The sequence below is a fragment of the Bacteroides sp. MSB163 genome (assembly GCF_036416795.1).
Lineage (GTDB): Bacteria > Bacteroidota > Bacteroidia > Bacteroidales > Bacteroidaceae > Bacteroides > Bacteroides maternus.
The window spans coordinates 3,317,168-3,338,681 of the sequence record NZ_CP143867.1 but is presented as its reverse complement, the minus strand read 5'-3'; the positions used below and the strand labels follow the sequence as shown (position 1 = coordinate 3,338,681).

General features: G+C 44.6%; 16 protein-coding genes. 12 read left to right on the top strand and 4 right to left on the bottom strand.

What is annotated here, in order from left to right; all coding sequences use genetic code 11:
* The first annotated feature begins 58 nt into the window (after positions 1–58).
* From VYM24_RS12185 to VYM24_RS12165, 5 genes are all read left to right on the top strand, one after another.
* Positions 59–544 carry a hypothetical protein gene (locus VYM24_RS12185; protein WP_291554347.1) on the top strand — a complete coding sequence of 162 codons (486 nt, stop codon included), beginning with the start codon at positions 59–61 and terminating at the stop codon, positions 542–544.
* A gap of 72 nt (positions 545–616) precedes the next feature.
* Entirely contained in the window at positions 617–2,719 is a 2,103-nt protein-coding gene (locus tag VYM24_RS12180) for a BT4734/BF3469 family protein (RefSeq protein ID WP_330940143.1), read from the top strand.
* A gap of 63 nt (positions 2,720–2,782) precedes the next feature.
* Positions 2,783–3,373 carry a DUF5063 domain-containing protein gene (locus VYM24_RS12175; protein WP_299087925.1) on the top strand — a complete coding sequence of 197 codons (591 nt, stop codon included), beginning with the start codon at positions 2,783–2,785 and terminating at the stop codon, positions 3,371–3,373.
* 11 nt (positions 3,374–3,384) lie between these two features.
* A complete protein-coding gene (locus tag VYM24_RS12170) occupies positions 3,385–4,032 on the top strand; it encodes a 3'-5' exonuclease (RefSeq protein WP_330940142.1) in 648 nt (215 codons plus the stop codon).
* Between the two features lie 18 nt (positions 4,033–4,050).
* The gene (locus VYM24_RS12165; RefSeq protein WP_330940141.1) at positions 4,051–5,232 is read left to right on the top strand and encodes a class I SAM-dependent rRNA methyltransferase; all 1,182 of its coding nucleotides are present in this window, start codon (positions 4,051–4,053) and stop codon (positions 5,230–5,232) included.
* 33 nt (positions 5,233–5,265) lie between these two features.
* On the opposite strand, the gene VYM24_RS12160 is transcribed toward VYM24_RS12165, so the two are convergent.
* From VYM24_RS12160 to VYM24_RS12150, 3 genes are all read right to left on the bottom strand, one after another.
* The gene (locus tag VYM24_RS12160) at positions 5,266–5,589 is read right to left on the bottom strand and encodes a HigA family addiction module antitoxin (RefSeq protein ID WP_007215523.1); all 324 of its coding nucleotides are present in this window, start codon (positions 5,587–5,589) and stop codon (positions 5,266–5,268) included.
* A 7-nt stretch (positions 5,590–5,596) separates the two neighbouring features.
* The gene (locus VYM24_RS12155) at positions 5,597–5,917 is read right to left on the bottom strand and encodes a type II toxin-antitoxin system RelE/ParE family toxin (RefSeq protein WP_029428706.1); all 321 of its coding nucleotides are present in this window, start codon (positions 5,915–5,917) and stop codon (positions 5,597–5,599) included.
* An 87-nt stretch (positions 5,918–6,004) separates the two neighbouring features.
* The gene (locus tag VYM24_RS12150) at positions 6,005–8,824 is read right to left on the bottom strand and encodes a glycoside hydrolase family 2 protein (RefSeq protein ID WP_330942244.1); all 2,820 of its coding nucleotides are present in this window, start codon (positions 8,822–8,824) and stop codon (positions 6,005–6,007) included.
* A 349-nt stretch (positions 8,825–9,173) separates the two neighbouring features.
* Here VYM24_RS12150 and VYM24_RS12145 point away from each other — a divergent pair, with 349 nt between their 5' ends.
* Genes VYM24_RS12145 through VYM24_RS12115 form a run of 7 tightly spaced genes read left to right on the top strand, consistent with a single transcriptional unit; the run spans position 9,174 to position 17,147 of the window.
* Positions 9,174–10,430: a nucleoside permease gene (locus VYM24_RS12145; RefSeq protein ID WP_291554357.1), complete on the top strand. Its 1,257-nt coding sequence runs from the start codon at positions 9,174–9,176 to the stop codon at positions 10,428–10,430.
* 42 nt (positions 10,431–10,472) lie between these two features.
* Positions 10,473–11,063, top strand: a complete 591-nt coding sequence (locus VYM24_RS12140; RefSeq protein ID WP_291554359.1) for a bifunctional nuclease family protein — start codon at positions 10,473–10,475, stop codon at positions 11,061–11,063.
* Between the two features lie 4 nt (positions 11,064–11,067).
* On the top strand, positions 11,068–11,766 hold the full coding sequence (locus VYM24_RS12135; protein WP_291554361.1) for a 16S rRNA (uracil(1498)-N(3))-methyltransferase: 699 nt from the start codon (positions 11,068–11,070) through the stop codon (positions 11,764–11,766).
* Between the two features lie 24 nt (positions 11,767–11,790).
* Positions 11,791–13,341 carry a DUF4836 family protein gene (locus VYM24_RS12130; RefSeq protein WP_217715671.1) on the top strand — a complete coding sequence of 517 codons (1,551 nt, stop codon included), beginning with the start codon at positions 11,791–11,793 and terminating at the stop codon, positions 13,339–13,341.
* Positions 13,342–13,353: 12 nt separating this feature from the next.
* Entirely contained in the window at positions 13,354–13,998 is a 645-nt protein-coding gene (locus VYM24_RS12125; RefSeq protein WP_007215518.1) for an ATP-binding cassette domain-containing protein, read from the top strand.
* Positions 13,999–14,010: 12 nt separating this feature from the next.
* Positions 14,011–15,222, top strand: a complete 1,212-nt coding sequence (locus VYM24_RS12120; RefSeq protein ID WP_330940140.1) for an ABC transporter permease — start codon at positions 14,011–14,013, stop codon at positions 15,220–15,222.
* A 5-nt stretch (positions 15,223–15,227) separates the two neighbouring features.
* Positions 15,228–17,147 (top strand): biosynthetic peptidoglycan transglycosylase, encoded by a 1,920-nt coding sequence (locus VYM24_RS12115; RefSeq protein WP_425286602.1) that lies wholly within the window; start codon positions 15,228–15,230, stop codon positions 17,145–17,147.
* 206 nt (positions 17,148–17,353) lie between these two features.
* On the opposite strand, the gene VYM24_RS12110 is transcribed toward VYM24_RS12115, so the two are convergent.
* On the bottom strand, positions 17,354–21,457 hold the full coding sequence (locus VYM24_RS12110) for a hybrid sensor histidine kinase/response regulator transcription factor (protein ID WP_330940139.1): 4,104 nt from the start codon (positions 21,455–21,457) through the stop codon (positions 17,354–17,356).
* Positions 21,458–21,514 lie beyond the last annotated feature (57 nt).

Sequence of the window (21,514 nt, the reverse complement as noted above, 5' to 3'; positions counted from 1 at the left end):
CAAAAATACCTTTCGAACTGACTAATAAACACAAAATGAATCCCTGCTTGATAAAAAAATGAGAAAAGAGTTAAGTCAAAAAGCTTTAGATGAACTATCCTTTCTGAAAGATTGGAATCAAACAATAGTAGATTTTCTTATTAAAAAAGAAAATACAGAATTCTTTAAGGAGTTGTATCAAGTAATCACAGACGCATTCGACAAGAAAAATTTAAATGGAATGAGAATGATATATAATGATACTAACGAAATGGCAAGAGGTTTATCGCTCAATAAATTAATTGAATTAAATCAGATATTGAGAGACAAATTTGGTTTTGATTTGGATGAAGACCATGATAAAGTATCAGCTAAAATAAATCTAATAGTCCAAAAAGGTCATCTGGAAAATGATGATGAATTTCGTTTGCTTTCCAGCAGAGTGGATGAAATATATGCAGATGATAGTAAAGAAAAAGAAGTTGAAACCTTAGAAAATTTGATGGACGATTATGAGAAAACGCCCTATACCCGTTTCGGCACAGAATTATTTTTTTATTCTTGAAAAACTTTGCCCCCCAGTTTTTTTGCTGTAACTTGCGCCGTCTTTTGAAGACAGTAACTAAAAATAACCACGATGAAACTAACCCTTATACGCACCGACCGTGAAACCGGCAAAGAATCTTTCAGTACCCTTGATACTGAAACCTTAATAGAAAAAATAAAGAAAGAGAACAAAGCAGCGCATATATCATCCTTGCGCCATCTCATACCTATGCTGCAAGGAACAGATAACCACTATCTGAACATAGATAAATTACCCCGCATCTACCCCGCCGTGGAATACGCCCGCACCAAAGACGGAGAACATCGGGTAAAGATTTACAACGGACTGGTACAGATTGAAGTCAACCACCTGGCAGGTATCACCGAAGTGGAACTGATAAAGCAACAGGCTTCCCTGCTGCCTCAAACCTTTGCCGCCTTCTGTGGAAGCAGCGGACGCAGTGTAAAGATATGGGTACTCTTCGCCCTGCCCGACGGCTCATTCCCTAAACACGAAAGTGAAATGACCTTGTTTCATGCCCACGCTTACCGTATTGCGGTAAATTGTTATCAACCCCTGCTGCCCTACTCCATCACCCTAAAAGAACCGTCGCTCAACCAGAGTTGCCGCATGACGCTGGATGAGCGACCTTATTATAATCTGGCTGCCATTCCCTTCTGCCTGGAACAACCCTTCACCATGCCCGGCGAAACCACTTTCAAGGAACAGAAGCAGGCGGAAACCAATCCGCTATTACGCATGCAGCCCGGTTATAGTTCATCGGACACCTTTTCCATGCTCTTCGAAGCAGCGCTCAACCGCGCGTTCGACGAACTGACAAACTGGAAACGAGGTGACGACCTGCGCCCATTATTGGCACGGCTTGCCGAGCACTGTTACAAAGCAGGTATTCCCGAGGAAGAGGTAGTCCGGCAAACCCTGATGCATTATTATCGCGAAGCGGACGAGCCCGTGATACGTGCCGCCATACATAATCTTTACCGTGAATGTAAAGGTTTCGGCACCCGCAACAGCATGACCGCCGAACAGGACACAGCCTTCCGCCTGGAAGAGTTCATGAACCGCCGCTACGAATTCCGCTACAACACCGTGTTGGGCGAGCTGGAATACCGCCAGCGCGACTCCATACACTTCCAATTCCGCCCCGCCGACCAGCGGATACGAAGCAGCATAGCGCTCAATGCCCTAAAAGAAGGTATCCGGGTATGGGACCGCGACATAGCACGCTACCTTACTTCCGACTATATCCCCCTCCATAATCCTGTGGAAGAATACCTCAACGACACCGGACGCTGGGACGGAAAAGACCGTATCCGTGCCCTGGCCGATCTCGTTCCCTGCGAAAACCCGCATTGGCGGGAATTGTTCTACCGTTGGTTTCTCAGTATGACGGCCCATTGGCGGGGACTTGACCGACAGCATGGCAACAGTACATCGCCCCTACTGGTAGGCGCCCAAGGGTATCGGAAATCTACGTTTTGCCGCATTCTTTTACCACCGGAACTGCGTTTCGGCTACACAGACAGCATCGACTTCAAAAGCAAACAGGATGCCGAACGAAGCCTGGGGTGTTTCTTTCTGATCAACATCGACGAGTTCGACCAGATCAGCGTCAGCCAGCAAGGTTTCCTGAAACATCTGTTGCAAAAACCCGTAGCCAACCTGCGGAAACCTTATGGAACCGCCATTCAGGAGATACGCCGCTACGCCTCCTTTATAGGCACCAGCAATCAAAAAGACTTGCTGACCGATCCCAGCGGCAGTCGCCGCTTCATCTGTATCGAAGTAACCGGTCCCATCAACACCAACGTCACCATCAACTACCGCCAACTCTATGCCCAGGCCATGACTGCCATCTCGCAAGGTGAACGCTACTGGCTGGACGACACCGACGAGGCCATTCTGAAGCAGAGCAATCAAGAGTTTGAACAACCTACTCCATTGGAACAACTCTTTCTGTGCCACTTTCAGGCGGCACAAGCAGAAGACGAAGGAACGTGGATGACACCGATGGAAATACTTTCTTTTCTCCAGAAAAAGACCAAAGACCGATTAGCCATCAACAAAGTCGCGTACTTCGGACGTGCACTCCGCAAACTTGGAATCAGCAGCCGGAGAAGAAACCGGGGAACGGAATATCACGTAATAATAAATGAAACGGCATTTCAGTAAAATGCAAATAAATTTGCTACTGCACTCGGTTTACACTATCTTTGCGTTTCAAACCGAGTATATATGAAAAAAGAAAGCCAAGTGATATTCGACCGTAATGTAGTGGAATTCGTCACCGTAGCTGCTGAATTCTGCAAATTCCTGGAGCAGGCGGAAACGATGAAACGTGACACATTTGTCGATACCTCATTAAAGATACTTCCGTTGCTCTACCTCAAGGCGGCCATGTTGCCCGAAACAGAAATAATAGGCGACGACGCTCCTGAAAGCTACGTAACGGAAGAAACGTATGAAGTGCTCCGCATCAACCTTGCCGGGATTCTTGCTGAAAAAGATGATTATCTGGACGTGTTCATACAAGATATGGTTTATAGCGACCAGCCTATCAAGAAGAATATTTCCGAAGACCTGGCAGATATTTACCAGGCCATCAAAGATTTCATTTTCGTCTTCCAGTTGGGATTGAACGAAACAATGAACGACTCCCTGGCTATCTGTCAGGAACAATTCAAAGAATACTGGGGGCAAACCCTGGTAAACACACTTCGCGCATTGCACGACGTAAAATACCGCCAGTCTGACGAAGACGGACCGGAAGAAGATGATTGCGACGATGATGATTGCCACTGTCATGGACATCACCATCACGACTAAAGACTTAAATTATGGTTATTAAAAAAACGATTAAAAAGGAAGATATCAAAGAGATGCCCAAAGTACTCTTTCCGGGACGAATACATCTTGTACAAACCCCCTGGGAAGCGGAAAAAGCAGTGACTTATCTTAAGAAGTATCCTCTGTTGGGAATTGACAGCGAAACCCGCCCGTCATTCACCAAAGGGCAATCACATAAGGTAGCCTTACTGCAAGTATCCTCCGAAGAAGACTGTTTCCTTTTCCGCCTGAACCTTACCGGCCTGACGCTTCCGATTATTTCATTGCTGGAAAGTCCGTCAGTCACCAAAGTCGGCCTTTCGCTGCGTGACGACTTTATGATGCTGCATAAGCGCGCTCCTTTTGAACAACGTTCCTGCATCGAGTTGCAAGAATATGTCCGTATGTTCGGCATACAGGACAAGAGCCTGCAAAAAATCTATGGTATCCTGTTCGGTAAGAAAATATCCAAATCACAACGCCTCTCCAACTGGGAAGCTGAGCATCTGACCGAACCTCAAAAGCAGTATGCAGCTACCGATGCATGGGCATGCCTCAACATATACAACCGATTGCAGGAATTAAAAGTTACCGGTGACTATGAATTGGAACCGGATGAACCGCTTACCAACCAGGAATCATTAATCACTAACCCATAATCGCTAATCACTAATCGCATGTACAAAGTATATCTCAAATCCGGCAAAGAAGAGTCATTAAAACGTTTCCATCCCTGGGTGTTTTCAGGTGCCATCGCTCATTTCGACGGTGAACCCGAAGAAGGTGAAGTAGTTGAAATCTACACTTCCAAGAAGGAATTCATAGCCAAGGGGCATTTCCAAATAGGCAGCATCGCCGTGCGCGTGCTTTCTTTTCATCAGGATGAAGCTATTGATTCTGATTTTTGGAAACGCAAACTTAGTATTGCCTATGAGATGCGTCGCAGCATTGGTATTGCTGAAAATCCGACTAATAACACTTACAGACTGGTACATGGCGAGGGAGATAACCTTCCCGGGTTGATCATTGATATTTATGCCCGCACGGCCGTAATGCAAGCACACTCTGCCGGTATGCACCTCGACCGCATGGAAATAGCCAATGCCCTAAGTGAAATGATGGGTGATAAAATAGAGAATATCTATTATAAATCAGAAACGACTCTCCCCTTCAAAGCCGACCTCTACCCTGAGAATGGCTTCCTGAAAGGTGGCAGCACGGATAATGTGGCAATGGAATATGGCTTAAAATTCCATATCGACTGGCTGAAAGGACAAAAGACGGGCTTCTTCGTGGATCAACGCGAGAACCGCGCACTGCTGGAACGCTATGCTAACGGACGTTCTGTGCTGAATATGTTCTGTTATACCGGTGGCTTCTCTGTTTATGGTATGCGTGGCAATGCCGAACTGGTACATTCTGTAGACAGTTCCGCCAAGGCTATTGACCTCACGAACAAGAATGTTGAACTGAATTTCCCCGGTGATACCCGCCATGCTGCCTTTGCCGAAGATGCTTTCAAATATCTGGATCGTATGGGCGACCAGTACGACCTGATAGTTCTGGATCCGCCTGCATTTGCCAAGCATCGCGATGCCCTGCGCAATGCGCTGCAAGGTTACCGCAAGCTGAATGTGAAAGCTTTCGAAAAGATCAAACCGGGCGGCATTCTATTCACCTTCTCCTGCTCACAAGCTGTCAGCAAGGAGAACTTCCGTACGGCGGTCTTTACGGCTGCTGCAATGTCAGGTCGCAGTGTGCGTATCCTGCACCAACTGACGCAGCCGGCTGACCATCCGGTAAGTATTTACCACCCCGAAGGAGAATACCTGAAAGGGTTGGTGCTGTATGTGGAATAAATCTTCTGATAACAGATAATACAGTTGTGTGCATCAAAGGAACGATGCACACAACTTACGTACTTCATTCCAGCGATCTTGCGTGCGCTGGTCGGCACGCGCCACCTGCATATTATATCGCGTCTGCATATTGAGCAACATTTCAGGATCAAGCCCCAAAGCTGCTTCAAAAAGCAAAGCAAGTTCCGTATTAACCGGGCGCTTACCGTTCAGCACCTCATTCAATTGTGAATACGAAATTCCCATCTGGCGTGCCAAGGCGCGTTGAGAAATCTTCCGGTATTCAACTTCGTCTTTTAATATTTCACCGGGATGCGTAGGGCAAAACGGAGTGAGTTCATTTGCAAGCATAGTCATACTCTACTTATTTATAATGGTTAGACAATTCTATAACATTACATATACTTATGATCGTTTCAGCATCTGCTACAACTCTCACAGTAAACTCTATGCGGTATTTTGAAGTTACCCGTATTGAAGAAAGCCCTTCCTTGTCTCCCACCAAAACCTCGTAATTCAAAGAGTTGTGCTTATATAAGGATTCAGCATTCTTCGATGCAATCAGTGTATCAATACACCTTTTATATCGTTTTATCACATCCGGCTGAAAACGATGTTTCTTATCACTACATTTACCGGAAACATAGAGTTCCTTGAGATATTCTTTATCAAATGTAACTAACATAAGCAGTAGTTTGTTCGTTGCAAAGATAGAGATTTAAAACAAAACGTTCACTAAATTGCGAACATTTTATTTTCAGAACTCTTCGTCCTAGTCCCCTCCTACTGTATAATCCGACTCATTCTTCACCCCAATAATCTGTCTTTGATTGATATCGGTGTGGAAGAGTGCGTCCAGTTCTTTCCAGGCCAACTGTTCGGTAGGGTGAAAAGCATCAGACTCCATATACCGAAGTAAGGATGTACGAAACTGATTGCCTTCAGGTGTCCCTGCAATGGCTTGCAGATCGGTCATGCAAACTAACAGTTTTCCCTTTCCTACAGCAAATTCAAAGACCAGCCCCAGCTTATGGTTGCGCTCAATGTTATCGATCACCTGAATAAGCGGACGATACTCACCACGGGTTGCATTCAGTATCATGGGACGGGAATTACGGGTAATACTCCACCATTGCCAATCACTGTGATATTCAGTCGGAAAGTATTTCAATAACGGATGTCCGGGATCAGTCAATATGGAAAGTGTACCGGGAGAAACTTCTTTTCCGGCATTTTCCGAAATAGTCTTAAACATGGAGTAATTCCAGTAATCAGGGGTAAACATTCCTCCAACACTCTGTGCTACAATACTGTCATGATCGGGAATCAACAGAACGGACGCTCCGCTTTCCAACCTTTTTCGCAGATCATCGTTCAGGAAAGAAGCCACATGAACAGAACCTTCCGACTCGGCAGTTTCATCAGGATATACCCAAAGATGATAATAGTTGCGATACTTACCGGTGGTCAATGTCAGTGTCAGGCGTTGAGCTTCTTTCAGTTCGGAAAGTGAAAGATCAATACTGCCCGCCTTTCCTACTTTGCCCTGAGGAATGGAGGTCATGAGTACTCTATCACGTTTCCATACCCCATTATCAGATACTAAACTCCAGCGGACAGGCTCATTCCAATCGCCTTCCACATAATTAGAAAGAGCAACATCTATGTGAAGCGGCTGAGTATTCAGCCAACAATGATCCTTCATCAATGCCAAAGGAACAAGAGGTGCACAGAAACCATAAAAAGTTTCGGGAGCAACGATACCCTTACTATCCATAAAAGCATCCAGAATACCCACTAATGCGGAACCTTGTCCGGGATAATCCTGCAAATCGAGCAACTGGAAGCCACCAAAACCGGGAGTACGGAAAGCATATTCCATATCTGCCTTGTAACATTCAATGGAAAAGTGTCCGGTAGCCTGGTGAAAAGTTTTTGCCTGAGAAGAAAGATGGTTCTCTTTCAGACGATCACGAAAAATCTCAAGATTATAAGGACGAAGCACCCCGGTATATTTCTCTATCTGACCGTAATCGGGATAGATTTGAAACTGACAGTTTTCATGCCCCACTACAGGACGGGAGCAGTGCGCAATGGCACCGGAATAGTCTTTATCCGTAGCCGGACGCGTATTATTCAAAATGCCACCCTTCTCAGCATCTACGTACGCAAAAGAAGCACGTACATGAGTCGTATATCCATCTCCACCGCCTACACGGCAGGTCACAAAGAAATCTTCTCCATCCTGCGGCCCTTTCCAACCAAGGCTATTATTGGAACCGAAGCAATACAAATGACGATTATCCCGATTGCGGAAATCATCGAGCCATTCACGCACCACATCTATCTCCACATCCAATTCATTACCCAAACCCAGCATCATAAATGAAGGGTGATTCCCAAAGTGTTCCAGCAACATGTCCCCTTCCCTTTTCAGAAAATCGTTCAGGACCGTATTTTCACGCTTGATATACCCCCACAAAGGCAACTCAATCTGATAATAGATACCTTCGATATCGGCAGCCTCCAGCGCAGCACGCGGCGGAGTGAAAGAATGACAGCGATAATGATTAATACCGTATTGTTTAGCTATGCGGAATACACGCTGCCAGGACGCTACATCCATCGGACCATAACCGGTCAGGGGAAAAACACAGGCATCATGTTTCCCACGCAAAAAAGTTTTATAACCATTTATCACAAATTGCGTACCCTCCACTTCAAACTTGCGCATACCGAAATCTACCATCCGGCTATCCCGGTTTTTCCCGGCATGGAGCGTAATGTTCAGTTTGTAAAGTGCGGGATGAAATTCACTCCACAGTAATGGTTTATCACCCATATTCACAGGAAGCTCAATCCGGTTTCGTCCTTTCTTCAATTGCACGGCAAGTTGCCGGGGAGACAAGGTGTGTGTGTCAGAAGTATTCCAGGCATATCCATTGACATCCAGTATCGCTTTTCCGTCTTTGTCCGCATCGACTTCCACTATAACTAATGCTTGTTTCTTATCCACTTCCGGATATACCTGTACCGACTGAATATAAGAAACAGGAACTGCCTCGATATAAAATTCTCCCAGAATGCCGTTCCAATTCGTTTGCGTAGCATCTGTCCAGGCATGAGAGCCCTGTATTTCTTTAGGGACAGAAGTCGGTGAGTTATCAATCCTGATTTTCAGCTGATGCTTTCCTACTGCCAGGGCAGGTAGCTCATACCGGTGAGGCGCATACAGATGACCATAGCTACCGATGCTGTCACCATCTACCCACAAAGTGCTCGGTTTGGTACGCTCCATCATCAAAAACAGTTTCTTACCCCGGAAACTCTCAGGGATATTTATTTCACGGGTATAAATCACCTTACCACTATAAGGATAGAGACGTGTTAACTGATACGTCACCAATGTATCCCGGTTTCTTTCACCCAGTCGGTTTTCATCTGTCGTACCAGGCAGGCGACAGGTACCTAAAGAACTCTCCCACTCTCCCGCTAACTGGATTTGCTCCCGCAAAGAAGTGTAACCTTGTGCAGTAATCTGTGCCATCATGCTCATACATAACGCAGCAGTCAATAAGATTCTGTTTTTCATCATTTCTCGATTTATGAAGCAAAGGTAAGCAAGGGATAGAAGATTAACTAATACTATCTTTACCGAAAATGCACTTTACGCTCTCATAAATGGGAGAAAAGCCGCCTTATAGTCTAAAAGATGTTAAACCAAAGAAGAAAATCAGCAAAACATTATGTTGTATAACATAAAGCCTCTACATTTGCACTGTGTTTTTCATGGTATTAGATTTAAGGTTAATAAAGATTGGCTGTCTGGGATAGATAGCCTTCTTTTTTTTTATACATAAACGTGCTCACCCAATCAACGAAAATATTATATTTGCATTTATTATTTAATGTGAAAAGAAAACACACAAATTAGAAAAGTCATGAGTATAAAAGTTCGTTTGATTATCATGAACTTCCTGCAATTCTTCGTATGGGGGTCATGGTTAATTTCATTAGGAGGTTACATGGGTAGAGAACTACACTTCGAAGGAGGTCAAATCGGCGCAATCTTCGCAACCATGGGCATTGCCTCTCTAATTATGCCCGGCATCATTGGTATCATCGCTGATAAATGGTTCAATGCTGAACGTTTATACGGACTTTGCCACATTATAGGAGCCGCATGCCTTTTCTATGCCTCTACCGCTACGGGATATGACCAGATGTATTGGGCGATGTTACTCAATTTATTGGTATATATGCCTACTTTATCACTGGCCAATACAGTTTCGTACAATTCACTTGAACAATATAAGTGTGATCTGATCAAGGATTTCCCACCTATTCGCGTATGGGGAACCATTGGGTTTATCTGTGCGATGTGGGCAGTAGACCTTACCGGATTCAAGAATTCAAGCGCCCAACTTTATGTAGGTGGTGCATCTGCATTAATGCTGGGTCTGTATGCTTTCACTCTGCCGGCATGTAAACCTGCCAAGACCGGAAACAAATCACTGCTTTCTTCTTTAGGGCTGGATGCATTTGTATTATTCAAAAGAAAGAAAATGGCTATTTTCTTCTTGTTTTCCATGCTTCTGGGAGCAGCGTTACAGATTACCAATACCTATGGTGATCTTTTTCTGGGTAGTTTTGCCAGTATTCCGGAATACGCAGATTCCTTTGGCGTGAAACATTCGGTTATCCTGCTATCCATCTCACAAATGTCCGAAACATTGTTTATTCTTGCCATACCTTTCTTCCTGAGACATTTCGGAATCAAGCAGGTAATGCTGATTAGTATGTTTGCATGGGTATTCCGGTTCGGATTGTTCGGCTTTGGAGATCCGGGATCCGGTTTGTGGATGTTAATCCTATCCATGATCGTTTATGGCATGGCATTCGATTTCTTCAACATTTCGGGTTCGTTGTTTGTTGAACAAGAAACCAGTTCCAATATCCGCGCCAGTGCCCAGGGGTTATTCTTTATGATGACCAACGGTTTGGGCGCCATTATTGGAGGATACGCCAGCGGTGCCGTGGTAGATGCTTTCTCTGTATATGCCGACGGCAAACTGGTAAGTCGTGAGTGGCCTGAAATTTGGCTTATTTTTGCTGCTTACGCCCTGGTCATCGGTATATTGTTTGCCTTGGTGTTCAAGTACAAGCACCAGCCGGAAGAAGCAGTAAATAAAAAGTAAGTAAGCAAGTGGTTGGCAGTTGTCACCACTCAGAAAAAGATTATGGATAAAAAGAAAAAAATAGAACTGGAAGTACTAAACATCTCCAACAGTCAGGAACAGGCAGGAGCTTATGCCCTCGTATTGGGAGAAGTGGACGGTGCCCGTCAATTACCGGTTATCATCGGTGCGGCAGAAGCACAAGCGATGTTAATCAGCCTGAAGGGAATTGTTCCACCACGCCCGTTGACCCACAACCTTTTCGCTTCATGTCTGGAAGTATTAGGGGTAAACATGATGCGTGCCCTTATCTACAGGGTAGACAACGGTGTATTCTATTCTTATATCTATCTGAAAGCAGACGATGCTATCATTCGTATGGACGCCCGTACATCGGATGCAGTCGCAATGGCTTTACGGATGAAAGCTCCGATCTTTATCTACGAAGAAATTCTGGAGTCGGAACAGCTTAAAACCGGAAAGGAAAACGTAGCTCCTATGGGAGAGAATCCTTCTCCACACGAAGATGAATTCTTCCATGGAGATACAATGGAAATGCTGCAAAAAGCTTTGCAGGAAGCTATAGCCAATGAGAATTACGAACGCGCCGCCCACATCAGGGATGAAATTTCCAAACGAAAAGAACAGCAATAAACTTATGCACGTATTCTATACACCCGACATACAAACCCGTGCCGAACTTCCCGAAGAAGAAGCCCAGCACTGTGTCCGCGTACTGCGCCTTAATATCGGTGATCAGATTACGCTGACGGACGGTAAAGGTAATTTCTATCGCGCAGAGATCAGTGCCGCCACCAATAAACGCTGCATGGTAAACATCCTGGAAACCATTTATCAGGAACCTTTATGGAACGGACATCTGCACATTGCAATAGCCCCTACCAAAAATATGGACCGTACAGAATGGTTTGCAGAAAAAGCGACTGAGATAGGCTTCGATGAACTGACTTTCCTGAACTGTCGTTTCTCAGAACGGAAAGTCATCAAAACAGAACGTATCAGCAAGATATTGGTATCTGCCATCAAACAATCCCTCAAAGCACGTTTGCCACAACTGAACGAGATGACGGATTTCAATAAGTTCATCACACAGCCATTCAAAGGGCAAAAGTTCATTGCGCACTGTTACGAAGGAGAAAAGCCGCTGCTGAAAGATGTGTTCCGCAAAGGAGAAGATGCACTGGTATTGATAGGTCCGGAAGGGGATTTCAGTGAAGAAGAAGTACGAAAGGCTATAGAAAACGGCTTTACTCCCATCAGTCTGGGTAAGTCGAGGCTACGCACAGAGACGGCTGCTTTGGTGGCTTGCCATACACTGAACTTGCAAAATCAATGATAATCACATTTTAATAAGAATTGTATGAAGAAAAGTTTGTTTCCCCGTTTGGCGTTGATGGCTGTAGTGGTAGCTCTTGTCAGCGCATGTTCCGAGAAGAAGTTCGAATATACGAATGTTATTCCTGCCAATGCCTCTACGGTAGTCAGTATCAACATGAAATCATTGGTTGATAAAGCAGGGCTCAATGACAAGGAGAACAAAGAAGCGCAGCAAAAGCTGACGGATGCTATGAAGAGTGGCATGAATGCCGCAACATTCCAGCAAGTGGAAATGATAATGAAAGATCCGAAGAAATCGGGAATCGATGTATCGGCACCTTTATACGTTTTCAATACTGAGACATTTCCCACTACTGTAATTGCAAAAGTCAGCAACGAGGACGACCTGCACGCACTGCTGGAAACATTAGAGAAAGAGAAAGTTTGTCAGCCCCTGGCAAGTGGAGATGGCTTTCAGTTCACGCAAATGGGTAATCAGGTATTCATGGCATACACTCCTTCAGTACTTATGCTAACTAATTACAAAGGTACTACCCAACTTGAAAAAATCAAGCAAGATATTCCTGCACTGTTGAAACAGACCAATGAAAACAGTATTGTTTCAACTGCCGTTTTCAAGAAAATGCAGAAAATGGGTGGAGATATCGATGCTATGCTCTCTCCGGCAAGCCTGATGGGTCCTTACGCCAATATGATCAAAGAAAGTGATATGCCTTTTAACATGAAGGATCTAAAGATGCTGGGAAGTCTTTCTTTCGAAAAAGGTAAGATCAGCATGAAATATGAGAATTTCACTGAAAGTCCTGAACTGCAAGCCTTGTTCGATAAGCAAAAGAAAGCAACCTGCCCCATAGAGAATACTTTCCTGAAATATTTTCCGAAATCGACTCTGATGTATATCAGCGCAGGTATCAACGGAGAGGAATTCTATAACCTGCTACTGGAGAACGAGCAATTCCAAAAGAACTTCTCCATTGCCAAGGCCAATGAAGTAAAAGAGTTGTTCGGCACATTCCAGAAAGATATGGCAATGGGGCTGATAAACTTCACAATGGACAACGCTCCCACTTTCCTGATGTACGCCAGCGTAAAGAGTGCGACACCCGTACAATTACTGTATGAAAAGAAGAATGAACTGGGCTTGAAACGTGGAGAAGACATCCTGAAACTGGGTGAGAACGAATATGTATATAAGTCTAGAATGCTCAATATATTCTTTGGTGTCCGCAATAATAGCTTGTATGCTACGAATGACGAAATGTTGTATAAGAGCATAGATAAAACTGTTAATCCTTCAATCAAAGATACCGAATTTGCATCTAATATCAAAGGTAAGAATGGTGCTTTCGTTATTAATACAGAAGCGGTTCTCGCTTTGCCGATTGTGAAAATGCTGTCGGAATATGGTGGTTCACAATATGCAACGGCTTTTGCTCTGGTTGATAAGATAGCTTATGTAGAAGCAACCGGCAATTCCAATAATGATGCAGACATGGTCATTCAGCTGAAAGACAAGAATGTAAATGCATTGAAACAGATCGTAAACTTCATCAAAGGGTTTGCAGGCATCTAATCCCGATAAATAATGGAAATCATTCATCTGAGGCAAACACTTCCCCAAGTGTTTGCCGACCGGGATGCCATCACATCCGACGTGTGGCATCAAGACCTTGTACTACGAAAAGGAGAGCGGTATCTGATAGAAGCTGCTTCCGGCACAGGCAAATCTTCTCTATGCAGCTATATCTACGGATATCGCCGCGATTACCAGGGTATCATCAACTTTGATGAACGCAATATCCGTTCGCTCTCCATTCATGAGTGGGTGGAACTGCGGAAACATTCGCTGAGCATGCTGTTCCAGGAGCTACGCATCTTCCCGGAACTGACGGCTTTGGAAAACGTCCAGTTGAAGAACCGACTCACCAATTATAAGAAAAAAAAAGAAATCCTTGCCCTTTTTGAAACACTCGGTATCGCTGAGAAAGTAAACGAGAAAGCCGGAAAGTTATCTTTCGGACAACAGCAACGTGTAGCCTTCATCCGTGCCCTCTGCCAACCGTTCGATTTCATCTTTCTGGATGAACCTATCAGCCACCTGGATGATGATAACGGCACACTTATGGGACGCATGCTGACCGAAGAAGCCGAACGGCAAGGCGCAGGAATAATTGTTACTTCCATTGGAAAACATATAGAATTAGAATATAATAAAGTGATGAAACTATAAATGATAATTTCAATGAACAAGCTTGTTTGGAAACTTCTTCGCCAGCACATCAGCATCGGTCAATTAAGTGGCTTTTTTCTCGCCAACATCTTCGGTATGCTGATTGTACTGTTGAGCGTGCAATTTTATAAAGACGTTCTTCCCGTCTTCACGCAGGGAGACAGTTTCATGAAGAAGGATTATATCATCGCTACCAAAAAGATCAGCACTCTTGGCAGCATTACCGGACAAAGCAATACTTTTTCCAAAGATGAAATCAAGGAGCTGAAAGCACAACCTTTTACACGCAGCGTAGGCGCCTTCACACCTACCCTTTTCAAAGTATCGGCAGGGTTGGGAATGCAACAAGCCGGCATCCGTATTTCTACGGATATGTTTTTTGAATCTGTTCCCGATGCTTTTGTCGATGTCAACCTGGACAAGTGGCACTTTGATGAAGGCACACAAACCATACCTATTATCATTCCCCGCAATTATCTGAACCTTTACAACTTTGGTTTTGCGCAAAGCCGCAACTTGCCGAAATTATCGGAAGGTGTGATGGGACTGATACAAATGGATATCAACATGCGTGGCAACGGACGTGTAGAACAATACAAAGGAAATATCGTCGGTTTCTCCAACCGGTTGAATACCATCCTTGTTCCTCAATCCTTTATGGAGTGGGCAAATCAGAATTTCTCCCCCGAACGGGAAGCGCAACCCTCCCGCCTCATCGTGGAAGTAAAGAATCCCACAGATACAGCCATCACCGACTACTTCCAACAAAAGAACTATGAAACCGAAGGAGACAATCTGGATGCCGGAAAAACAACCTATTTCCTCCGCCTCATCACAGGTATTGTTTCGGGGGTAGGACTATTTATCAGTATCTTGTCTTTTTATATCCTGATATTAAGTGTATTCTTGCTGCTTCAGAAGAATACGGCAAAGTTAAAAAACCTGCTATTAATAGGTTACAGCCCTTCTAAAGTCGCATTGCCCTATCATGTATTGACCGTAGGCTTGAATTTACTGGTACTGCTCCTCGCCGTCATTGGTGTAGTCTGGTTAAGATCTTACTACACCGGAGTCCTGCAAACTCTTATTCCACAACTGGAAACAGGCTCTCTTCTGCCCTGCATCCTTGCCGGAAGTATCTTATTTATAGTGGTATCCGCTTTAAACACCCTCCTGATACGAAAGAAAGTTCTCTCCATCTGGAAAGGAAACAGAGAAAAGTAAAGAGTATGATAAAACGAAAAATAACCAAAGTAACAGTAGCATGTCTCATGCTGCTATTTCTTTTATCAACAGGTATTTTCATCTTCCGAGGAAGCCTACTGCGCCATATCGCAGATAAACGCATTGTCAGACTGGAACAGCGTTACGGATTGGACATCAGTTACAATAAACTCCACATGAAGGGGTTGAATACAATCTCTATCGACGGACTGAATGTGGTTCCACAGAAAAGAGATACATTGCTTTCCCTTCAATCTCTCAATATCCGTATCGGTCTTTGGAAACTGCTGTGGGGAGATATCAAGATCAAAGAAGTCCGCCTGGACGGACTCTCACTTAATTTCATAAAAAAAAACTCTACAGCCAACTATGATTTCCTTTTCCTGCCCTCTTCCAAAGTAACTGCCTCCAATGAAAACAATACCAGTACCGATTACACCCGTCGCATCAATACAACATTAAATCTCCTTTTCGGCCTATTACCCGGAAACGGTGAACTCACCCATCTTACAATCACTGAGCGGAAAGAGCGTAATTTCGTCAGCTTCCGTATTCCCCGCTTTGTGATTGATGACTATCATTTCCAATCAGAAATAACAGTTCTGGAAGACAGCCTGAACCAACAATGGAATACCGAAGGAGAATTTAATCCTTCGGAAAGGCGATTGCATGCAACTTTACATGCTCCACAACTGACTGTTCCTTATATCCACCGCCGATTCGGTGCAGAAGTACAGTTCGACAGTCTGACGTGTAACTTCTCACAAGAAAAAGCAAGCAACGGGCTCACATGTCTGGTTGGCCAGTCGGAAGTACGGGGATTGCAGATATATCATAAGCGGTTGTCGCCCGAGACGATCAACCTGGATCGCGGACAACTGGATTTCCACGTAAATGTCAGTCCGCAAGCCGTAGAACTGGATAGTACCAGCCTTGTACGTTTCAATGCACTGACCTTCCATCCTTATTTAAAGGCAGAACGTGTCGGAAAAAGTACAGACAAGAAAGAGTGGCATTTTATAGCTTCTGTCCGGAAACCCTGGTTCCCTTCGGAAGAGTTGTTCGGTTCATTGCCCAAAGGACTTTTCGAAAACCTGGAAGGTCTCGGCACTACCGGACAATTAGCTTATCACTTTCTATTGGATGTGGATTTCTCGCAACTGGATAGCTTGAAGTTTGAGTCGGAACTGAAAGAAAAAGATTTCCGTATTCTCCATTATGGAAAAACGGATTTAAGTAAGATGTCCAATGAGTTTATCTATACAGCGTACGAGAACGGACACCCCGTATACACCTTCCCAGTCGGTCCGTCATGGGAGAATTTCACACCCTTGGACAGCATTTCTCCTTTGCTGCAAATGTCTGTCATGCAGAGCGAGGACGGAGCTTTCTTCTATCACCGGGGATTCCTGCCGGATGCCATGCGCGAAGCTCTGATTCATGACCTGGAAGTTCGCAAGTTTGCCCGCGGAGGTAGCACGATCTCCATGCAATTGGTGAAGAATGTTTTCCTAAACCGTAACAAAAACATTGCCCGCAAACTGGAAGAAGCGCTTATCGTCTGGCTCATCGAAACCGAACACCTCACTCCGAAGGCACGCATGTACGAAGTTTACCTGAACATAGCAGAATGGGGGCCTATGGTTTACGGCATCCACGAAGCGGCATCTTTCTACTTTAACAAACGCCCCTCACAGTTAAGTTTAGAAGAAAGTATTTTCCTGGCTTCTATCGTTCCTAAACCGAAACACTTCAAAAACTCATTTACGGCAGATGGGCGGTTGCAAGAAAGCCAGGAAGGCTACTTCTGCCTGATTGCGGAAAGATTAGCCAAGAAAGAAGTGATAACTGATGCACAAGCGGCACAGGTAAATATTAATAATGTGGTACTAAAAGGAGTGGCTAAATCAAGTTTTTGTAAGTGAAGGTTGGCAATAAAGCAAAACGGATAAGAAATGAGGTAAATGATTTTAGACTATGTATTCAATCTCTTAGACGCAGATGACACGGATTTAAAGGCTGCACTGTCACATCAATAAATAAAAAATCTGCGTCATCCGTGTCATCCGCGTCTAAAAAATAAATCAGCACTTCATTCAAAACCGTATAATAATAAATAAATTCCTAAAATTTACCCCTGATGCGCCAACATATACTCCTTAGGCGAAATTCCATGCACCTCCTTAAAAGAACTGGAGAAATGTGACAGATTCGTATACCCCGTAGCATACGCCACTTCGGAAACCGTCAGTTTCTTCTCTTTTAGCAGTGCGGCAGCCTGTTGCAAACGGATATTCTTGATAAAATCACGTGCCGAAAGGTTTGTCAGTTCTTTCAGTTTCCGATGTACATGGACGCGACTTAGACCGACATTTGCCGCCAACATCTCTACATTCAGATCCGGATTGGAAAGGTTCTCATTAATAACCTTCATTATCTTGCTCATCAATATCTCATCCGCCGATTTCATGCTCAACTTCTGCACCTTGTCCTCTTGCTGTTGCGCACCACTGAATTTACTCTTCAGCAGTTTACGGTTAGCAAGCAAGTTGGCAATCGTACTCTTCAGCAATTCCGTATTGAAAGGCTTCACCATATAAGCATCCGCACCGGTTGCCATTCCCTCCATGGTATCTTCGGGTTTCGACTTGGCAGTCAATAAGATTACAGGCACATGATTAACATTCGTATTCTGCTTAATCTTCCGGCAAAGTGACAGACCATCCATTTCCGGCATCATAATATCGCTGATTACCAGATCAGGAGTATCTGCAAGGATAGTATCATAAGCCTCCCTACCATTTTTCCGGGTCATGATCCGATAGTCCCCTTCCAATTCTTCTTTCAGATAAGAAAGGATTTCCTCCTCATCTTCCACTATCAATATACGCATACGGTTCTTTGCCTTACCGGTCTTCTTGCTTTCCTCATCCTCTTCACCCTCTCCTTCTTCAAAGACTTCCTCCAAGTCCATCTTTTCCGGCTTAACCAGCACGGCATGAGGGGTGATGAGTGCTTCCACATCTTCCAGTTCGTCCGTACGCAGATGTGCTGAACCCAAAGGAATACGAATCACGAAACGACTGCCCGGAGCATCCTCCCTGTTCTCTGCCAAGATAATGCCATGATGCAGTTCCACCAATGAACGGGACAAATGCAAACCGATACCCGTACCGAAATTCGACTTCGTCACATCATTATCTATCTGATAGAAACGCTCGAATATACGCTCTATCTTCTCCCGGTCGAGTCCGATACCACTATCCGTGACCGTTATTTCAAAATATTCCTTCAGAGGATCGCGACGGGTGGCATCGCGCCCGGTAGAAAGCGAAACCGTAATCTCACCCTGCTCCGGTGTATACTTGAAGGCATTGGAGAAGATATTCATCAATATCTTGTCGAAGTTATTCATATCCACCCATACCTTCAACTGCGGCATAGCGTGTTCGAAACTGAAATGTATCTTCTTCTTCCGCGCCATATAATCGAAGGTAAGCATCACATCATCAATGAAACCAACCATATCCGTTTCACGGAACTTCATGAACATCTGTCCCTTATCCAGTTTACGGATATCCATCAACTGATTTATCAGACGAAGAATACGTTGTGCATTCCGGTAAATCATCAGATAAGTCTTTTGTACTTCCCCTCCCTTCTTTTCGGCCAACAACTTCTCCAGGGGATTAATGATCAGCGTCATCGGAGTACGTATTTCATGCGAGATGTTGATAAAGAACTGTAGCTTTGCTTCATTCAGTTGTTCGGCATGTTCGCGCTTCATGATTTCACGGCGATGGCGCATACGCGACAGGATGTAATTCACAATGCCCAATACAAGCAAGCCGAGCAGAAAAACATAAATGCAATACGCCCACCACATCTCATACCAAGGCGGAGTTATCAGAATCTTAACCGTACGTATCTCCGAAAGATTGCCGTGACTCAATGCCCGCACATGGAAAGTATATTTGCCCGGAGGAAGATTATTGTAAGTCACCCTGTTCACACCCGGCTCGGTGCTGAGCCACTGGTTGCTCAATTCCTCAATCTTATACTGATAGGATATCTGCTCCGGATTGTTATACTGCAACGTGGAGAAGATGATACTGAACGTATTATCGTAATGAGCCAGTTGAAACATATTCGCATCCGGCACAGACGTATAGATAACGGTATGTCTTCCCGAACGCGTATTTTTCCGCACAGGCTGGTTGAAGATAAAGAAGTCCGTAATCCAGACCTTGGTGTCTTTCAGCACACTCCCTATGGATAAAGGCTGGAAATAGGTAATACCATTTATACCGCCGAAATAGACTTTTCCCGCCTGATCTTTATAGAATGCGCCGTGCGTGAACTCGTTTCCCTGCAATCCGTCGCCCGCATAATAATTGATGTAACGGTTGTTTTCGACATTATACTTACAGATACCCATATAGGTACTGATCCACATATTATGTTCCTCATCTTCGCAAATTCCACAGATTACATTATTAGGCAAACCATCCGCCACCGTAAAACAGGTCAGTTCTTCGGTCTTCTTGTTGAAGCGATAGAGTCCGTCCGTCGTACCTGCCCAAATATTTCCGGCATGGTCTTCCTGCAAAACATACCCTACCCGGTCTTCAATCAGAGTATTCACATTGCGGTAGTTAATGAAACTCTCATTCACCGGATTGAAGCAACTGATACCTTTATAGTGTCCCAGCCAGATCATTCCCTCACTATCACAGAAGATGTAGTTCACCCAGTCATTTGCCAGTTCATTCCGGGTCAGGTCGCCCGACTCATCTTTAGACGACTCATAATGTTTCAACTCCCTTGTCACCAGATTATAGCGGTAGAAACCCGAACCGAAAGTAGCGATATAAAGATTCTTATGCCGGTCTTCCGTAATCGAGAAAATCTTCTCATTGTCCACCGGCAGCGGATATTCGCACTCACCGGTTCTCCGGTTTAGTTTTGCCAGTCCCCGGGTGTACGTGCCGAGCCAGAAATCTCCGTTCGTATCCTCGTACATACACATAATCGTATTAGCCATCGAACGCGGGTTATTGCCAGGCTGATAATGCCGCAGCCTCTTTCCTTCCGCATCCAGTTCAAAGATTCCCTCATTGTCCGCCCCTACCCACAGGTGACGGTTACTATCCTGATAGATGGACATTACACATCCTTGTCCGATGGGATTATAATAAATGGACTTGTTGCCATAATACTCAAACGGATTCTCCTGCTTGGGCATCAGTACAATGCCTTTCTGAAACAATCCTACCCACAGGTTCTTGTCCCGGTCTTCCATGATAGCGTGTATCTTTCCTTCCGAAAAATCCAGCGGCGCGGAATTGATACTATAATCCTCTATCTTCCCGGTCATCCGGTTGTAAGTCTTCAGTCCCTGGCCGTCGGTGCCTATCAACAGACGGTCGTCCACCAGCGTCAGACAATAGATGGACAGCTCCTCGCTACCCGTATAGGGAACAGGAATAAAGCGGTTCTGCTCACGATCATAACGGGACAAGCCATGCTTTTGAGTGCCGATGAACAGATTCCCGTACTTATCTTCACCAATAGCCGACACATAGTTATCATTAATCACCGGATATCTGAACACACGGACTTCTTGCGTAGCGGGCAGATAGCAAATCAATCCATGCCCTTCCGTACCAATCCAAATATTATAATCAGAATCTTCGTATAAATTCGACTGGAAGTTATAATTCACTTGCCTCATGATGGCGTCAATGGACTCCGCCTGCTGCTTCTCTTCGTCCAAGCGGAAAATACCTTGTCCGGTAGTTACTACCCAGATCTCACCATTATGCAATTTCTGCATCTGCGTGATGTGTGGAAAAACCCGCTTGCCCGCGCGTATCATTGGAATCTCCCGGAAAGTATCCGTTTCCGAATCATACTTCATCAACCCGTCGATGCAACCTACCAGCAGATTCTGCCGGCTGTCTTCAAAAAGCGTGCGCACATAATTGTTTTTAATGGAAGTGGAGTCGCCGGATATATGCTTATAGTTAGAGAAACGAAGTCCGTCGAAGCGGTTCAGCCCGTACTCGGTAGCTATCCAGATAAATCCACGCTTATCCTGAAAAATCTGGTTGATAAGACTGCTGGACAATTCGTTGTTAGTAGAATAGAATTTACCCGTTTGCGCCGCCAAAGGCAGGACGGTCAAACATAGCAATAAGACTATAAGGAGGATTTTACTAAGAGCTGTTTTCATTGCATTTTATACTTAAAGGCAAGCAAAGATACAAAAAACTTTCGAAATGGGCAGGGA